This window comes from Leptospira gomenensis (assembly GCF_004770155.1).
Lineage (GTDB): Bacteria > Spirochaetota > Leptospiria > Leptospirales > Leptospiraceae > Leptospira > Leptospira gomenensis.
Map to the genome: position 1 here is coordinate 50,066 of NZ_RQFA01000020.1, position 16,127 is coordinate 66,192.

The window sequence follows — 16,127 nt, forward strand, 5'->3', positions numbered from 1 at the left end:
ATTAATATTCGAATGTTTTTTCCGGTGCGCGCGTTCTTGCGACCATCTTTTCGCGGGAAGGTTTTTTGCGGACGTATATGGTTTTGTAAACCTTGGCCACGGGAGTTCCGTCCTTTTCCAAAACGTCGATTTCTATGTTGAAGTTAGTCTTCTTTTTCCGATCGCATTCCGTTTGAATCCTTTCCAAATCCTCCTCCCGGATTCTGATTTCCGCGAACACATCCTCGGTCGTGGCTTTCAGATATCGGATGGATCCTTCGATGTCCCAGAGTATGTAGGAGTCGTCTAAATTCCGTTTGAGTAAAAAAAGTGGAATCGGATCCACAAACGCGTATAAGGATCCGCCGAAGTGTGTTCCCATAAGCCCTTTCGTTTTTCGGATCAACGGGAGTTTGACTTTCATCGTCTTATAATCGCCGGAAAGAAAGCTGACTCGTCCTCCACAACGCCAATAAACCGGCAATTTTAATAACATTTCCATTTGAAATAAAAAAGCGGAAGTAAAGTCTCTCAGATTCATAAGCCCTCATATAGTTTTATATAAAACTATATTTGTTTGATGTCAAACTAAATTTGAACGTCTATCGGGTTGTGTACGATTTTAGAACCTTAGGTAAACCGTTTTACTTTTTACTTTTCGAAACGTTTTAGACGTTTTTCGATCATTTAATTATTGAAAAACGACGGCTTCCGTATTTTCTGAGGAATTCGGAAAGATTATGGGGAAATTCTTACGATTTCTACGAAATGGAGAGTTTGTCGGACTTTGTGCAGTTTCGCATAACGTTCGAGCGATTTTTTCGGACCGTCGTTTCGTTTCGGGGAAGTTTTATTTTTCGTCCGAAAAGGTTTTGTTTCGATTTTTTTGTTTCGTCCTCGTTTTCCATTCTCCCTTATTTTCCCAAAAAAGTTTGAACGCTGAAATTTTCGTTTCCGAGGAAACGGGAAACGAGGCCGTTGGAAATACCCCGATCGTATTTCAGGAAATCGGAAAGTATCTGATCACGAACGGAGAAGGTTCGGTTAGAGTATCGTTTCCTTCTCCGGGAACCTATCACCTTCGGATCATGACGCCGCAGAAGGTGTTCAAAAAATCCGTGACCGTGGACTACGACGGACAAAAAATTTTCCTATTTATCGGTAAAACGGCGGTCGGAGAAATCAACGTTCTCGGTGATCGATTGGAATCGTTGTCCCGTTACACGCTTCAACAAGAGGAGATCAAACGTTTGCCGGGTGCGCAGAACGACGCGTTAAAATCGATTCAAACCTTACCGGGTATCGCCGCGGTTCCGCCGATCGGCCTTTCCTCGTCTTCGTTCAATAACCTCGTGAACAGCGTCGGAAATTCCAATCCGTATTCCAACAGCGAACGCGGTTTTTTGGTTATGCGCGGCGGAGGCACTCTCTCCAACGGTTATTATCTGGACGGATTCCCGATGTCTTATCCGTATCATTTAGGCGACCAGTCTTCCGTACTAAATAATAATATTATAAAGTCATTTAACGTTTATTCGGGGGCTTTTCCCGTCCAGTTCGGTTTTGCAACGGGGGGAATCATCGATATCAGGACCCCGGATTCGGTCGCCAAAACATCATCCGTGATCAATTTGAACACGTTTCTTTCGGACGTTTATCACCAGAACAGGATTTCCGAACGTTTATTTGCGATCGTTTCCGCGCGTAAGTCGTATCCTAACTTTACGCTTCTTAAATTGTATCCGGAGGGTATTCCCGCCGACGCGAAATACGCGGACTACGAAGACTATCAGGCTAAATTCAATTGGAAGCCGGCTTCGAATCATAACTTTACGGTTTTATTATTCGGTGCAAAGGACAAACAACAATATACCAAACGTCAGGACGAATTCGAAAACGGTAAAAAGGGTCTTTTCGGCGCTTCCGTAATCGAAACAGTCGCATCTGGGCGCCCTCCTGTCGGTCTCGAGCGCCTCTTTCGAACCTCTGGGTTTCGTTATTCTTACAACAATCAATCCTGGTTCGAAACATCTTTTTCCGTTTCAAACAATTACTTCCGCGAAAACTTCGAAGTAGATTTCAAAAATCCCCTGACCGCGGAACAGATTTTCGGTCTTACGAACGTAACTTCCCAAAGTCTGAACTTCGTCGAAAGCAACACAAGAATCGAATTGATTCAAAGGCGTCTAACGTTCCGTTTCGGCGGACAATACCGCGATAAGACGATTCAACTTCAAGGAGAGGACATCAAATCTTCGAACGCGACTTTTCTGGATTTTTTCAACAGCCTTCTCGATTCCAACCGGCAATTTCGAGCTTTGATAGAGGGAGATAGGATTCAAACGAGGGAGTTGGCCGGTTTCGCGGAACTCGAGTTTAAGTTGGGAGGTTTGAGCATTCTCCCCGGTTATCGCCACGATTACTACGATAAGGCGCACGAAAGAAGGGACGCGTTCCGAGGTAGGGTGGAATACGAGATTCAAAATTCCGGAACCAAGTTACTTGCGGGAACGGGCGAACACTTTAACGCGCCTTTGATGATCGAACAATTCTCTTCTCGTTCCGGAAATCCGAATTTAAAGATGGAACGTTCGATTCATTCGTCGGCGGGTATAGAACAAAGGATCACATCCAATTATCTGATCAAGGTGGAAGGATTCCATAATCAGTATTCCAATCTAGTCACACCCGACGCTTATATCCAGAATCCGTACCAACCTAACAACGAAAAACGGGACATTGTCAACCGTCCTGAAGACGTACTCGACAATCCGTTCGTCGTACGTAACATGAATTATTCGAATTCGAGAGACGGTTTTTCCAGAGGGGTCGAGTTTTTCCTCAAAGCAAATCCCGGTCCCGGGAGGCGTTTTTTCGGATGGATTTCCTATACCAATTCCGTCTCGAAAAGAAACAATCATCAGCCTCAGCTTAGCGAAGACGAAACGCGTCAAAGGAATATCGACAACCGCGACCGCAGGTTGTTGTATCAGATGCACGACGGAGGTAATTATCTCAACTACTACGACGACGGGAACTTCGAACTTTTGGCGGACAACGACAAACTGCTGTTATACGATTATGATAGGACGCATATTCTCAACATCGTTTTTGCGTGGAAATTCGGTCAGGATTGGCAGATAGGAAGTAAATACACGTATCTCACCAACGTTCCGATCACTCCTATCACCGATTCCTCCAAAGCGGGTGGAATCGCTTCGACCGGCATCAATCTTTATACCCCGACGTATTCGGAATATTATAATTCAGGTAGATGGCCCGATTTTCATCAGTTAGATATCAGAGTGGATCGTTTTCTCAATTACCAGTGGGGTTATGTGAACACGTATCTCGAATTGATCAACTTCTTCGGGAACAGAAATCAGATCAGTGAGTCGTTCAACAATTTCAGTCCCTATTCCAGAAACGCGACACACAGTCTTTTGACGGGAACTACTCCGAGCAACCCGGATCCAGTCTACAACTCGAATTATATCGAATCGAAGGCGTTCGGAGGTACGGTAAAATACTATCCTTTGATCAGCGTCGGCATGCAGATTAAGTTTTAGAAAGTGTTCGGACTTTTGGAATTCCCGTAACGTTTACTCGACACAATAACCTTCGAGTCTGATCCTATTGGTCCAGGATAAAAATCCCAGATCAGTGCTGAATCTTGTTCCGATCGACTGTATCGTCCCCGTAGGACAAAGGTTTATGAGTTTCGACAGGGCTTCGTCGGCATAATCGGTATTTTTAGCAAAACCTAATATTACGAATTGCTGTGATTCGGCTACGATACGTTTCATCGATTCCGATTTTCTAGGTGCGGAGACGTCGCTCGAAGAGAATTGATGTACGGAATACATACAACCCGAAAGAAGTAAGATAAACAAAAAGGCGGTTAAGGATCTCATCTTATTCCTGGACGCAGTAACCTTTCGCTTTTACCACCATTCGATGCGCGAACACATAACTAACCTTTTCGTATTTGGTCATCAATCCGGAGATTTTCCCTTTCGGGCATTGAGCGGAAAGTTTTTCCGGTATCTCGTTCAAGAAGTCGTTGTTGAAGTTAAAGGCTAATATCACGAATTTTGAAACTTCCGTTTCGATCGGAACGTTTCTCTGCCCGGCGGGCGGTTGTTGTGTGATCGATACGCTTTGTAAAAAAACGCAGCCGTTTAGGAACGCGCCCGTAAACAGGACTAAGGCGCTCATGAAAGTGGGAATTTTATTCAATGCAGAATCCCTCGATTTTTACGATTTCTCCGGAGATCACCGGATAATGCGCCGTTTCGCGAATACTCCTCAATCCGGTGATGTTCCCGGAAGGGCAACGTTCGTATATGAGTTTGGGAATTTCGTCCGCGTATTTATCGTTAAGAACCTTACCTCCGGTAACCGGACCCATCGTGGAAAGTTCGATGATCAGTTTTGCGAATTCCAATTCCCGAATCGATTGATCGTTCGCGTGCCCGCCTTTACTGGCAAGTCCGGCTTGTGCGAGCGAAATCCCTTCTTCCAATTTAAATCCGGTCTGGCTTACGAGGATTTGGAACGGCTTTTTATTTGCGGATCGATTGTCTATTTCTCCTAACGTATAATTGTGCAGGACCGCACAATTATAAACTAACAGGAAACCGACGAACGTTACGAATTTAGACGACATTCGCTGCCAGATTAATCCGAAGCGCCGTATTTGACCACTCTTTTATACTTTTATTTTCGAGTAGTTTTGCTCGCGATTCGAAGTTGTATATTAGGATTTTATAATTCTCTTGAACGGGAAGGGGAAAGTCGCAAAACGACGAACGCCCCGCCCGTCAATTCCGAGTTCCCGATCGTTATCTCCGCTCCGAAAGGAACCAACATTTTCTGGACGATCGAAAGTCCCAAACCCGTCGAGGACTCGTTTCCCGTCGGTCTTGCGGAAAGTTTTTGGAATTCCTGAATCCCTTTTTCCAGATCTTCCGAAGAGAACCCCGGTCCGGCGTCGTGTATTTCGAGTATCACTTTTCCTCTTCGGGTCGTGTCCCCTTTTTCCGAACGTATTTTAAGGCGGATTGTCGATTTCGGTTTGGAATATTTGATCGAATTCCCGAGGAGGTTGTCCAGTATCCGATAGAACACTTTACGATTTCCGAATATTATATTTTTTTCATTTAATTTTCTTTTTATAGAAATGGATTTCGCGGATAAGGAAAAGTCTAGATTGGCGATGACTTCCTCGGTCAGTTCCTCCAGGACGAAATTCCCCGATTTACGCTCCTGATTTTTTTCGTTCGAATTGCTTAAGAAGAGGATTTCGTCTATCGATTCCAGGATGGATTTGCTGGTCGTATAAAGGTTTTCCACGAACTTCTTTCCGATCTTATCCTTATTTTCCAAAAGGATTCCGCTCAGACTTACGATTCCCGAAATCGGACTTTTGAGGTCGTGTACGGCGATTCTCAGGATTTCTTCCTTATCCGCGGTTTCCTTTTCCAGTTTTCTGCTCAAACTTCGGATTTTTTCGTTCTTATAATAACTGCTTGCCTTGGTCAAAAAGCTGATCCTGTCGAATGCGATCGTTAGGAGAAATATGAATATTGAGTTTTGCCAAAGGATGGAGCTGAATATCTGTTCGTTCCAAAGAAACGAGTGAAAGATCAGATAATTGATTATTATGATCGACATCTTTCTGTTGTCCGGAAAACGGAACAACATCGCGGTGCTGAGTTGCGCCGCCGCGAAGATCGAGATGTCGCTTTCGTATTTTATGATCAGCAAATTCATCGCGGTCCCCGCCGTCGAAATGAACGCCACCCCCGCCAGTGCCACGTATTTTTTTCGTTTCCCTTTTACTCGCTTGTTTTTCGAAAAATTCTGCAGATAGATGAATACGATTCCCAAAGCGACCAGGATTAGATCCAACGTTACGATGGATAGGTTGTTTCGCTTGAGCCAGTAACCTTTTAAATCGATCGTTATGAACGGAATCAGACACAATAACACCGCCGGAATGAAATACCTTAGAATTTCGAACACTTCCGAATATGAGGATTTTATAAAATTCTTATCCGAACGAAGCGAGACGAATCTACCGTTTCTCCGTTTTGCGGCCTTTATCTGTCTGACTATCTTTTGTCCGCCATAACGTGGGCTTTTGAAAAAACTCATCCGTAAGAATCGACCGGTCTCAGATTTTTTGGAAGAAACCCAACGTTTTGGAGGAATGATTTCTGCTTACGGGGAGTCTGATTCCGTTTTTCAGCAGAGCTTCGTACGTCGAGTTTCCGACGTGAATGAGTTTTTCCACGAACTGTGGTCTTACCAATACCGATCTGTGAATCTTATAAAAATCCTCCGGAAATTCTTTTTGAAAATCCCGAACCGTCTTTCGGATCTTTTCGGTTTTTCCGTCCTTGGTATATAAGGTCATATAATTTCCGTCCGCTTTCGCATACATCACCGAATCCGGGGAAAGTAGATGCAGGCCGCCTTCCTTTTTTATCGGGATCCTTTTTTTTACGCGCGAAATTTTCGACTTCGTACTCGAATAACGTCTCATCGATTTATGAAAACGTTCCTTTTGAAACGGCTTTGGAAGGAAATCGATCACCGGAAATTCGAACGCTCGCACAGCGTTGTCCCGTTCCGAAGACACGATTACGGTTTCGAATCCCCTGCTTTCATAAAGTTCTAAGATTTGAAATCCTTCCTGGCCGTGAAGATTGACGTCCAGAAAAAGCAAGTCTATGGGATTCTCCTGGATATAACATTCCGCGCTTAACAAGGTGGAAAGCGTCTTGATCTGAGTGATCTTCCCTCCGAAGAATTCCCTGGAAAGTATCTCAAGACTCAGCGCACTCAGGGAATCGTCCTCCACGATCAAAATTCTCATACGTTTCTATTGAATCCTACGTACGGCGATTCGTCAAGCCCGAGTGGGATGAGCGGTCGTATGGCAGGGACGAGCGGTTTTCATTTTATCCGTGCGAAAATGATAAGCGAAGAAGGATCTTCGTCGTGTATTTTTTTCCGTTAGTCACGTTTGATCGTATCTTGCTCCCTACGTTTTTGACTAACTTCCGGTTTTCGTTCAATATTTCCGAAAATGATTTTTTGGAGAGAGTTATGAAGTTTTCCGGAATGGGAAGATGTTTAGGTGCGGTCGCGGCTTTGATTTCCGTTTTATCCGTCGCCGATTGTAAGAAAAAAGAAGGCGATGATATCGCGATGTTCGCTGTCCTCGCCGCGGCGAGCGATCCTTGTTTCGGTTCCGCGGGTCCTTGTTATCGTTTTACGCCGGACGTCTCCGAAAGCGAAATCTCGGATAAGATAAACACGGCACAGTTCGGTTCCACTTTCGTCTTCGGTCCGGGGACGTATTCCATCACCAATAGTCTCGTTCTTCGCGAAAAGAGTATTACGATCAAAGGTTTCGGTAAGGACGTTTCGGTTCTGGATTTCACCGGAATGACGATTGCCGGCAAAGGAGGTTTAGACGTTGTGGGCGACGGTTTCAACATCCGCGATATCACGATCCGAAACACGAAAGGCGACGGTATCCGCGTCGAGGCGAGCACAGGAGTTAACATTCAAAGATTGAAGGTGGAATGGACGGGAACACCTTCCGCGGCGAACGGCGCGTACGGTATTTATCCCGTGAAGTCGTTTAACGTTTTGATGGAAGATTGCGAATCATACGGCGCTTCCGACGCGGGAATTTACGTAGGACAGACCAACGGAGCTATCGTTAGACGAAACATCGCCAAAAGAAACGTGGCCGGTATCGAAATCGAAAACACGAGAAACGCGAGCGTTTACGACAATATCGCCGAAGACAACACGGGCGGTCTCGTCATCTTCGACTTAAACAATCCCGTCTCCGGCGGAAACATCAGGATGTACAACAATACGATCACTTCGAACAATCGCGCCAATTTCGGCGCCGGTTTCGTGGCTTCGATTCCTCCGGGTACGGGTACGTTCGTGATGGCAACCTCCGACGTTGAAATTTTCGGAAACACGTATTCCTCCAATAAGACGGTGGATCTCGCGGTGATCAGCGCGTACGCATTCGACGCGACACTCGCCAATCAATTGGCGACTAACGCGGCCGGAGCCAATCCTCCTTTGAATCCCTTTGCGAGAAACGTTTATATCCACAATAACACGTTTATCGGAGGGGGAACCGCCCCCGACGGCACCAACCCCGGGGTGAACGCGTTAGGCGCTTTGATCGCCGGCTATTACGGAGCGGGAGGGTTCAACACGACCGTGGATTCGATTCTCTACGACGGTTTGGACAATCCGGATCCGACCCAGAACAATCCCGGCAACAATACGATCAATCTTTGCGTTCAGGACAACGTCGGAGGTTCTTTCGCGGATTTGGATCTGAACAATCAACCGGATCCTAGCAACATGGTGCGCGTTGCGGCCGGATCTTCTTTGGGTGTTTTCGGTTGTAACGGAACCGTTCAGTCCGGAGCCGCGTTTTGATGATCGCTCGTTTCGTAAAACGTTCGCTGTCGATTACGATCATACCTTTGTGTATGATCGTATTTCTATTTTTCGGTTGTAAGGAAAACAACTCGGCCGATTTGACTCCTCTTGCGATTTTGGGTTTGGGGAATTCCCAGTCCGCAACGGTTAAACAAAAACTTTCGGAATACGGCCTGTTACACGTGGTCGGAGACGGTACACTCGAAGTCGGCGGTAATTCGATCGCGTACGATCTGAATACTCCTTTGTTTTCTGATTACGCGCTCAAATATCGTACGGTCACTCTTCCCGAAGGAGAAAGCGGGAGTTACGATCCGAGCCTAATCTTTTCCCTGCCGGTCGGTACGATCCTGACCAAGACTTTCTCCTTGCCGGAGGATTTTAGATTACCGAACGATAATATTCGAATTGTTGAAACTAGGGTTTTGATCCATACCGAAACCGGTTGGAGAGGTTTGCCGTACGTTTGGAACGAGGCCGGCACGGACGCAGACTACAGACCCGGCGGTAAAGTGGAGGCTATCTCTTTTATCGACGCGAACGGTGCGACACAAAACGCGAATTATCTTCTGCCCTCCGAAAACCAGTGTAGGATGTGCCACGAAACGATCGATTCGGGAGGATCGAAAAAAATCGTTCCCATCGGTTTAAAGGCGAGGCATTTGAATAAAACTTCGACACTTTCTTCCGGAGCCAATCAACTCGACGTCCTTAAATTGAGGAATTTTCTTACTGGAGTTCCCGCATCCGCGACCGCTCCAAGAGCGCCTAACGCGTTCGATGTGGCCACCGGCACTTTAGAGGAACGAGCTCGGGCGTATCTCGATATCAACTGCGCTCATTGTCACAATCCCAACGCGCAGTCCGGAATCACGTCGCAGTTGTTTCTAAACGTAGAAAACGCGAACACGGTCCATTTGGGTTATTGTAAAATTCCCGGATCGGCGGGACAAGGAAACGGAGGTTTTACGTACGACATCGTTCCCGGAGACGCGGATCACTCAATTTTGAAATTCAGATTGGAGACCGCCAATGCCGCGGCGATGATGCCCGCGCTCGGAAGAAGTTTGGTTCACACGGAAGGAGTTCAGTTGATCAAGGACTGGATCGATTCGCTTACTCCCGTGGTTTGCAACTGAAGGTCGAAGAATCACGTAGATCGGTCCTAAGAGATTCTTAGGCCGATCGTTTACCAGATCGCAGAAAAGGCGCCTCTCAATTCCCCCAGTTTATAACCGACGGCTTTGTCCTGCGGATACAATTCGGAAATTTTTTTCGCGACCGCCGGATCGATATCGCGCGGACCTCCGTGGCATTTGAGACAAGTGGGATTCTGCAATACGATCGGTTGTAAAACCCGCACTTCCTTGTCGTTGCTGTTCATGACGAGATACGGGGCTCCGCCGTTTTTTACGGTCGTTTTCCATTGTTCGAAAATTTCTGCTTCCCAGGCGTCGGGCGCGTGATCGGTGTTTCTCGGTTTGTCCGAGATTCTGCGGAAAGAAACTCCCGGAAACGAAGTTTTCACTTCCGCTTCCTTGGCGGGAGAAATCGTACGACAAACTTCGATCGCCCCGATAATACCTTTCGTTTTGACGGCGGATTCCAAATTCTTTTGGAGATCGATTTGAAAGTCCGCGATCAATTCGAGAAGAATCTGTTTTTTGTCGGCGTTGCGGTCCGTAAAACACACCGGCAGCAATTGGGCCACGAGAAAGAGCGAGGTCAATTTCGCGATATGATTGTATCGAAATAAGGAGGATAAAAAACTCTTCTCGGTGCTTCGGGAAAACGAGTCCATTCATCCATTGTACCGATCCTTTTAGGAAGGAAAAGAAATTTTATCCGGCTTCGGTCCGTGTTTCGGCGACCGAAAAGGATGGACAGAATGCCTTTTTTTTGATTTCTGGAAAGTATCAATCTTAGAATCAACTTCGCTTGATTCCAGTCATCCAAAGATCATTTAGGGGAAACTCATCATGTCCGGACATTCGAAATGGGCGACGATCAAACGCAAAAAAGACGCGATCGATTCCAAACGCGGAGCCATATTTACCAGAGTCGGAAAAGAAATCACCGTCGCCGCAAAGATGGGAGGGGGGGATCCGGAAGGTAATCCACGTCTCAGACTTGCGGTGTTGAAGGCCAAGTCAGTGAACATGCCCAAAGACAATATAGAAAGGGCGATCAGAAAAGGAACGGGAGAATTGGAAGGAGTCACTTATGAAGAGTGTCTCTATGAATGTTTCGGGCCGGGCGGAATCGCGATTATGGTTTCAGCAGTTACCGATAAAAAGTCTAGAACAACTCCGGAGATCAAAAGTATTCTCACGAAACTGGGCGGTTCGCTCGCGACTTCCGGTTCGGTGAGCCGCCTTTTCGAAAAAAAAGGTGTGATCGTGATCGAGGTTTCTCAAATCGGCGAGGACGAATTGGTGGATCTTGCTGCAGGCGCAGGCGCCGAGGACGTCATCAACGAAGGGGACGTTTATCGGGTTATCACGGCGCCCGATGATTACGAAGCCGTATTACACGCGTTAAACGAAAAAGGGTTGAAGTCGGAAGAATCCGAAGTCCGTTATATCGCTTTGGTCAGTTCCGAGATCGCGGATAAGGAAGTAGCGGAAAAAGTGATGAAGCTCGTTGATCAATTGGACGGTCACGACGACGTCACCTCCGTTACGTCCAACTTCGAATTGGCCGAATCCCTCGAAAAAGAATTTGAGTAATTCTTCGAAATTTTCGCAATCCGTTGTTTCTTCGTCGATTGAGAGAGCCGGATTTTCCGTCTTTATTCCTGTTTCCTTCGATCGGGAATCTTTCGTTTGAGGATCATCGGGATCGATCCGGGTTCGCATCGCGCAGGTTATGCGGTGTTGGAGAAGGTTTCCTCTAAAATCAAAATTCTCACCTACGGTACGGTCGAGGTTCCTTCGGGAACTCCGAGTCCCGATAATCTTCTTCTTTTGAGAAGCGGTTTGTCCGAGGTTTTGGAGGAATTTAGGCCCGTCCTCGCCTCCGTCGAAGAAATGTTCTTTGCGAAAAACAAAAAGACCGCTTCCCGGGTTTTCGAATCGAGGGGCGTTCTTTTGGTTACATTAGCAGAACGGAATATTCCAATTTTAGAACCTACCGTTTCGCAGATTAAAAAAGGAACTACGGGGAGCGGAATCGCGGATAAAAAACAGATTCGCCAGGCCTTAAAACTACTTTTGGGTATCGATCTTTTGAAGGGACACGACGATTCCTGGGACGCGGTGGCGGCGGCGTATGTGGGGCTTTCGATGAATTCGTCCCCGCTTTGGACGATCAAAACCCGTCGTTGAAGCCGTCGTAACTACGTCTCCCGATCCACATCGCGGCCCCACCCTGATTTGGGTGGAGGAGGAGTGGTGGCGGGAATATATCAGCGGCAATTCTCCTTTAGCAGATAAATCGAATATCGTAAAGAGGAATTTTCATCTCCAGGGTGCGTCGTAATTCCGACAAAAGATCGAAAACTCATTCCAACTCGGTTCCCTCGAATGGGAGGGAGGTCGTCTTAATATCTAAGAGCGGACCTAATTCGTAGACATTCGTGTATCCATACGCTTTTAAGGAAACATACGTAGAGAGATTTAACGAGGCAGCAGGAGCTTTTGCGGCAAACGACTGAGGACTTCCGGTAAAGTTATTATTGCAGTAAATTAGAATTTTTGAATCCGATTTGGGAATGGCTTGCGCCAAGGATTCTTTGGTGAACTCGGTAAACGGTAGGCTGATCGCTCCACGGATATGTCTCAGCTTGTAGCGGGATTCGCTGCGGGCGTCCAAAAGAATCACTTCTTCCATCTTCATCATTCGCAGAAATTCCTCCTCGGTAAGACGTCTGGACTCTCTTTCCCCCGAAGAAGCGTTTACAGTGTTTTGAAAAGTTCGGTAATCGATCAATCGATTCGGAATTTTGTTTTTCGTTTTGACGATCGTTTTCCCTTTTGCGATCAAAGTTCCGCCGGTTAATAAACCCAATAGAAGCAAGATAAGAATTCTCATTCTAATTCTCCCGATATACGTGGACGACTTCGTCGGAATTCTCCGGTCCGAAACTTCGAATGTCAATTCTCTTTTGATGTTTTCAGAAGAGGTCGATTCGAAACATTGGTAATTCCGAAACGCGGGGTGAAACGTATGAGTATCAAAAGAATCGAAGGTGTCGTCGAATCCAAGGAATGGAAACTTCGTTACATCGCCGAAGGACAAGGGCCGGACGTTTTTGTGATCGGAAGCGCCTCATACTACGATCGGAGCTTTTCCCGGAACATCCGCAATTCCTGCCGTATGATTTTTGCCGATCATCGCGGATACGCGGAAGGACCCAGATCCACGGACAAGAAAAACTTCTCGCTGGAGGTTATCCTCGAAGACATCGAACTTGTTCGAAAAGAGCTCGGATTGAAACGGTTCGTTTTGGTCGGTCATTCTGGACACGGATATATGGCTCTCGAATACGCGAAGAAATATCCTCAGAACGTTTCCCATCTAATTCTAATGTGTATGACTCCCGATCTTTCCGGAAAAAGCCACGAACTCATCGAATCCTATTTTCAGGAAAACGCTTCTCCGGAAAGGCGAGAATATTTTGCGGAACGTATGTCCAAACTCGGAGAGGCGATTTCCAGGGATCCGGAAAATGTATTCAAATTATTTAATGTATACGCGGGTGCAAGGAGTTGGTACGATTTTACATACGATTCTTCCTGGCTCTGGGAAGGGATTCCGGTTAATACGGCGTTTTTCGATCACGTCTGGGGAGAAATTTTCCGGGATATAGATGTCAAACCGGCGGTTCGTTCGTTGGACGTCCCCGTTTTTCTGGTTTTGGGAAGATACGATTACCTCATGCCTCCCGCGTCCACTTGGGAATCTGTTTTGCCGCTCTTTAAAGACGTAACGGTTCGATTTTTCGAAAAAAGCGGTCATACGCCTCAGCTAGAAGAGCAGGAACGTTTCGACGAAGAGGTTCTTTTTTGGCTTAGACAAAAAACGCCCGATGATTTTCGATAAAAACGGATTCGGTTCTTTTTCGGAGAACTTGTTTCTATTATTGTAATTTACATTCTTTTAATATAATTTTCGTATCCTTGACGGCGAGGAGAGGAAATTTCGATTTAGAAAAGTGAAATGTATGTTTTCCATTCTGACGAAAAAAATCGATCGGGACCGAATCGTGATCGGCAGAACCGGCAGGACCACTTCCGGCCGGATCCGGCCGGATCCGAATCCAGCTTCGATCCGTTTCGATCAGGAATTCATCTGATGTAAAATCTGAAGTCCGCGTAACGTCAAAAGCGGATCGATCCGATCGAAAATTCCGGGGTGCGCCGAATCGATCACCGTAACCAGGCCGCCGGTTCCGACGACGCGGTAGTCTTGTCCTTTTTCGCGTTTGAGTTCGCGGATGATTCCTTCCAAGAGCCCGATCCACCCGAAAAAGAAACCGGCTTGGATCGATTCTATCGTGGAATCGCCTAAAATTTTTCCCGGAGATTGGAATACGATCGGAGGAAGTTGGGACGTGTTTCTGGTCAAGGCGTCCATGGAGACTTTCAGGCCGGGCGCGATCACTCCACCCAAGTATTCCGGTTTTTCGTTGATCACGCAGAACGTGGTCGCGGTACCGAGATCGATCACGATGGATTTACCGGGAGAATCGATGGCGACGGCAGCGGCGTTGACGAGTCGATCGGCGCCTATCTCATAGGGGCGGGGATACGAGATGGAGAAGGGGAGGTTCATCCTATAATCCACTCGAACCGCTTCGATCTTAAACCAGTCCAAGAACATCCGATCCAAAATCGGGTTTAAGGTCGGAACGACGCTGGAATAAATCGCGCCGGTGATCATTTCATTTTCTATTTTGAATTCGCGTAAAAACCCACGAAAGAATAATCCGAGTTCGTCGGAGGTTCTGTCCTTTCTGGTTACGGTTCTTTTGTGGAAGAGGGGCGTTGTCTGACCGTTTTCAAAAATCCCGAAAACGGTGTTCGTGTTACCTACGTCTACGACTAAGAGCATTTTAGTTTAAAGAATGGAAATCCTCCGGGCTGTCAATGAAATCCACTTTGGTTCCGGACGGGGTTTTGAGAATTAGGGAACCGTTTTCTCCCAAGCCGTCCAAAATTCCGGTAAGGGTTTGGCCGTTTTCCGTATAACGTACGGATTGTCCTTTCCAGAGGAGGAGTTCGTTTAACAAAATCAGTTCTTTTTTTCTACCTTCCGCGTCCTTCCAAAGAAGAATCGCTTCGTTGAGGGCGGGAACTAGTTTTTCCAAAATCTCGTTCTTTTTTCCGGCGCGGTCCGGATTGGTATTTAAAAAACCCGCTTCGGTGAGGTGTTCGGGAATGGATTCTTTTTTTCCGAAAAGATTGATTCCGATTCCGATGATAAGAGTAATCGATGCACCGACGACCTCCGACTCTATTAGAATTCCTGCAACCTTTTTTTCTCCAAGATAAAGATCGTTCGGCCATTTGATTTTCAGGCTGCGGGTGAGTTCCGGATAAACGGAGAGGATGGCTTTACAGAGAGCGGTTCCGATGAACAATGAAAGGCCCGGCCCGGCGTCGAAATTTTCCAGGCCGATTTTACCGGAAAAGATCAAGGATTCGTCTCCGATCACTTCCCACGTGCGGTCCCGTCTGCCTCGACCTGCGGTTTGTTCTTCTGCGACGATCCAGGTTCCGTGCGGGAACTCCTCACTTTTGAGGACCGTGTTCGTTGACGTGACGGAATCCAAAAAGATTCCTTTTTCGGGTTGGAGAAGAATGGTCTGCATGACCGATACATTTGGCGGAACCGAAGAATGCGCAAGAATAAAAGCGGAAACCGGGTGCCGAGAATTCGCAAAGAACAAAGACATTTTTCGTTTAATATATAACTAACTATTCTTTTTCTATAATCCATGTAGATGAGATGTCGGAAAAATACGTCGCTCCCAGGAGAAGCGAATCGGTCGGGGAGGTGCCATATCGCAGGGGAAACCTTGGATTCGTATGTGTCGGTTTGTGTTTTTTTTGTTGGGTTCGGTTCGTCGGGTTTAGGTAGGGGGTTCGGGGCGTGCCTCGGAGCCGCCGGTGGTCGGCCAAACTACATTCATTTTTTGGAATATTCCGGCGGCTCCGAGTCGCGTGACTCCGGGCTCGCGGATTCCCGCTCGTCCTCTTCGAGGACGCTTCGCGCCCTGCGGCCCGCTCACGCAGGAAATGTAAGAGGGAGCGAGATGGACGTTTGTGCCAAACCGCCGCCCAGCCGCAGCCACGGGATTTTGCACGAGAAGCGCGGTATGGTGTCGTCACGGGCGAGCGCGGTGCAACGCAAAACAAAAAGAACGCGAAGTATGCGCGCCGCGCAACGCGTTTGATGAGGTTTGTTTTGTGTTTGTATTAACAGCGTTTTCATTTTTGTTTCTTCGTTTTGTCTTCTGTTTTGTGCCGTTTCCCGTCGCGGGTTTGGTTTCGAATCTTCATTCGTGCCGATGTTCGGAGCGTTTCGTATTTTGTTTCGTTGCGTTATGTTTCGTTACGTTTTCCTTCGCAGGGTTTGTTTCGAACTACGTACGGAGCCGCATCTGATTTCTGTGGATTGTCCGCTTTTGTATGCGAGCGCTGGAAGTTTGGTGT

The 16,127-nt window shown here is 46.9% G+C and carries 16 protein-coding genes and 1 pseudogene; 7 read left to right on the forward strand and 10 right to left on the reverse strand.

Features of this window, described 5'->3' with window-relative positions:
• Nucleotide 1: 1 nt before the first annotated feature.
• Complete coding sequence (locus EHQ17_RS04045; RefSeq protein ID WP_135590899.1) at nt 2-520, reverse strand: DUF4442 domain-containing protein; 519 nt, start codon at nt 518-520, stop codon at nt 2-4.
• Between the two features lie 355 nt (nt 521-875).
• On the opposite strand from EHQ17_RS04045, the pseudogene EHQ17_RS04050 reads away from it, so the two are divergent.
• Nucleotides 876-3,548 (forward strand): annotated as a pseudogene (locus EHQ17_RS04050) (TonB-dependent receptor plug domain-containing protein); the annotation flags it as partial.
• A 33-nt stretch (nt 3,549-3,581) separates the two neighbouring features.
• Here the strand turns inward: EHQ17_RS04050 and EHQ17_RS04055 are convergent.
• The 5 genes from EHQ17_RS04055 to EHQ17_RS04075 form a co-directional block, all read right to left on the reverse strand.
• Nucleotides 3,582-3,893 carry a hypothetical protein gene (locus EHQ17_RS04055; protein ID WP_135590903.1) on the reverse strand — a complete coding sequence of 104 codons (312 nt, stop codon included), beginning with the start codon at nt 3,891-3,893 and terminating at the stop codon, nt 3,582-3,584.
• 1 nt (nt 3,894) lies between these two features.
• The gene (locus tag EHQ17_RS04060) at nt 3,895-4,197 is read right to left on the reverse strand and encodes a hypothetical protein (RefSeq protein WP_135590905.1); all 303 of its coding nucleotides are present in this window, start codon (nt 4,195-4,197) and stop codon (nt 3,895-3,897) included.
• Between the two features lie 13 nt (nt 4,198-4,210).
• On the reverse strand, nt 4,211-4,648 hold the full coding sequence (locus EHQ17_RS04065) for a hypothetical protein (RefSeq protein WP_135590907.1): 438 nt from the start codon (nt 4,646-4,648) through the stop codon (nt 4,211-4,213).
• Between the two features lie 98 nt (nt 4,649-4,746).
• The gene (locus EHQ17_RS04070) at nt 4,747-6,138 is read right to left on the reverse strand and encodes a sensor histidine kinase (RefSeq protein ID WP_135590909.1); all 1,392 of its coding nucleotides are present in this window, start codon (nt 6,136-6,138) and stop codon (nt 4,747-4,749) included.
• Between the two features lie 19 nt (nt 6,139-6,157).
• Entirely contained in the window at nt 6,158-6,862 is a 705-nt protein-coding gene (locus tag EHQ17_RS04075; protein ID WP_135590911.1) for a LytR/AlgR family response regulator transcription factor, read from the reverse strand.
• 233 nt (nt 6,863-7,095) lie between these two features.
• Between EHQ17_RS04075 and EHQ17_RS04080 the strand changes: the two genes are divergently transcribed.
• Together EHQ17_RS04080 and EHQ17_RS04085 are read left to right on the forward strand one after the other, a co-directional pair.
• Nucleotides 7,096-8,466, forward strand: coding sequence for a parallel beta-helix domain-containing protein (locus EHQ17_RS04080; protein ID WP_135590913.1), 1,371 nt, complete (start codon nt 7,096-7,098; stop codon nt 8,464-8,466).
• Entirely contained in the window at nt 8,466-9,608 is a 1,143-nt protein-coding gene (locus EHQ17_RS04085) for an SO2930 family diheme c-type cytochrome (RefSeq protein ID WP_246057381.1), read from the forward strand. The genes EHQ17_RS04080 and EHQ17_RS04085 overlap by 1 nt, the downstream gene beginning before the upstream one ends.
• A gap of 50 nt (nt 9,609-9,658) precedes the next feature.
• Here EHQ17_RS04085 and EHQ17_RS04090 read toward each other — a convergent pair whose 3' ends face one another.
• A complete protein-coding gene (locus EHQ17_RS04090) occupies nt 9,659-10,270 on the reverse strand; it encodes a Tll0287-like domain-containing protein (RefSeq protein ID WP_135590917.1) in 612 nt (203 codons plus the stop codon).
• Between the two features lie 178 nt (nt 10,271-10,448).
• Between EHQ17_RS04090 and EHQ17_RS04095 the strand changes: the two genes are divergently transcribed.
• Together EHQ17_RS04095 and EHQ17_RS04100 are read left to right on the forward strand one after the other, a co-directional pair.
• Entirely contained in the window at nt 10,449-11,198 is a 750-nt protein-coding gene (locus EHQ17_RS04095; protein ID WP_135590919.1) for a YebC/PmpR family DNA-binding transcriptional regulator, read from the forward strand.
• A gap of 87 nt (nt 11,199-11,285) precedes the next feature.
• Nucleotides 11,286-11,795 carry a crossover junction endodeoxyribonuclease RuvC gene (locus EHQ17_RS04100; protein ID WP_135590921.1) on the forward strand — a complete coding sequence of 170 codons (510 nt, stop codon included), beginning with the start codon at nt 11,286-11,288 and terminating at the stop codon, nt 11,793-11,795.
• A 175-nt stretch (nt 11,796-11,970) separates the two neighbouring features.
• Here the strand turns inward: EHQ17_RS04100 and EHQ17_RS04105 are convergent, their stop codons facing one another.
• Nucleotides 11,971-12,501: a rhodanese-like domain-containing protein gene (locus EHQ17_RS04105; RefSeq protein ID WP_167881173.1), complete on the reverse strand. Its 531-nt coding sequence runs from the start codon at nt 12,499-12,501 to the stop codon at nt 11,971-11,973.
• Between the two features lie 135 nt (nt 12,502-12,636).
• On the opposite strand from EHQ17_RS04105, the gene EHQ17_RS04110 reads away from it, so the two are divergent.
• Nucleotides 12,637-13,512 carry an alpha/beta fold hydrolase gene (locus EHQ17_RS04110; RefSeq protein ID WP_135590923.1) on the forward strand — a complete coding sequence of 292 codons (876 nt, stop codon included), beginning with the start codon at nt 12,637-12,639 and terminating at the stop codon, nt 13,510-13,512.
• Between the two features lie 121 nt (nt 13,513-13,633).
• The gene (locus EHQ17_RS20255; RefSeq protein ID WP_281276509.1) at nt 13,634-13,765 is read left to right on the forward strand and encodes a hypothetical protein; all 132 of its coding nucleotides are present in this window, start codon (nt 13,634-13,636) and stop codon (nt 13,763-13,765) included.
• Here EHQ17_RS20255 and EHQ17_RS04115 read toward each other — a convergent pair.
• Both EHQ17_RS04115 and EHQ17_RS04120 read right to left on the reverse strand, forming a co-directional pair.
• A complete protein-coding gene (locus EHQ17_RS04115) occupies nt 13,750-14,523 on the reverse strand; it encodes a type III pantothenate kinase (RefSeq protein WP_135590925.1) in 774 nt (257 codons plus the stop codon). The genes EHQ17_RS20255 and EHQ17_RS04115 overlap by 16 nt on opposite strands.
• A 1-nt stretch (nt 14,524) precedes the next feature.
• Nucleotides 14,525-15,283, reverse strand: coding sequence for a biotin--[acetyl-CoA-carboxylase] ligase (locus EHQ17_RS04120; protein WP_135590927.1), 759 nt, complete (start codon nt 15,281-15,283; stop codon nt 14,525-14,527).
• Nucleotides 15,284-16,127: the final 844 nt, after the last annotated feature.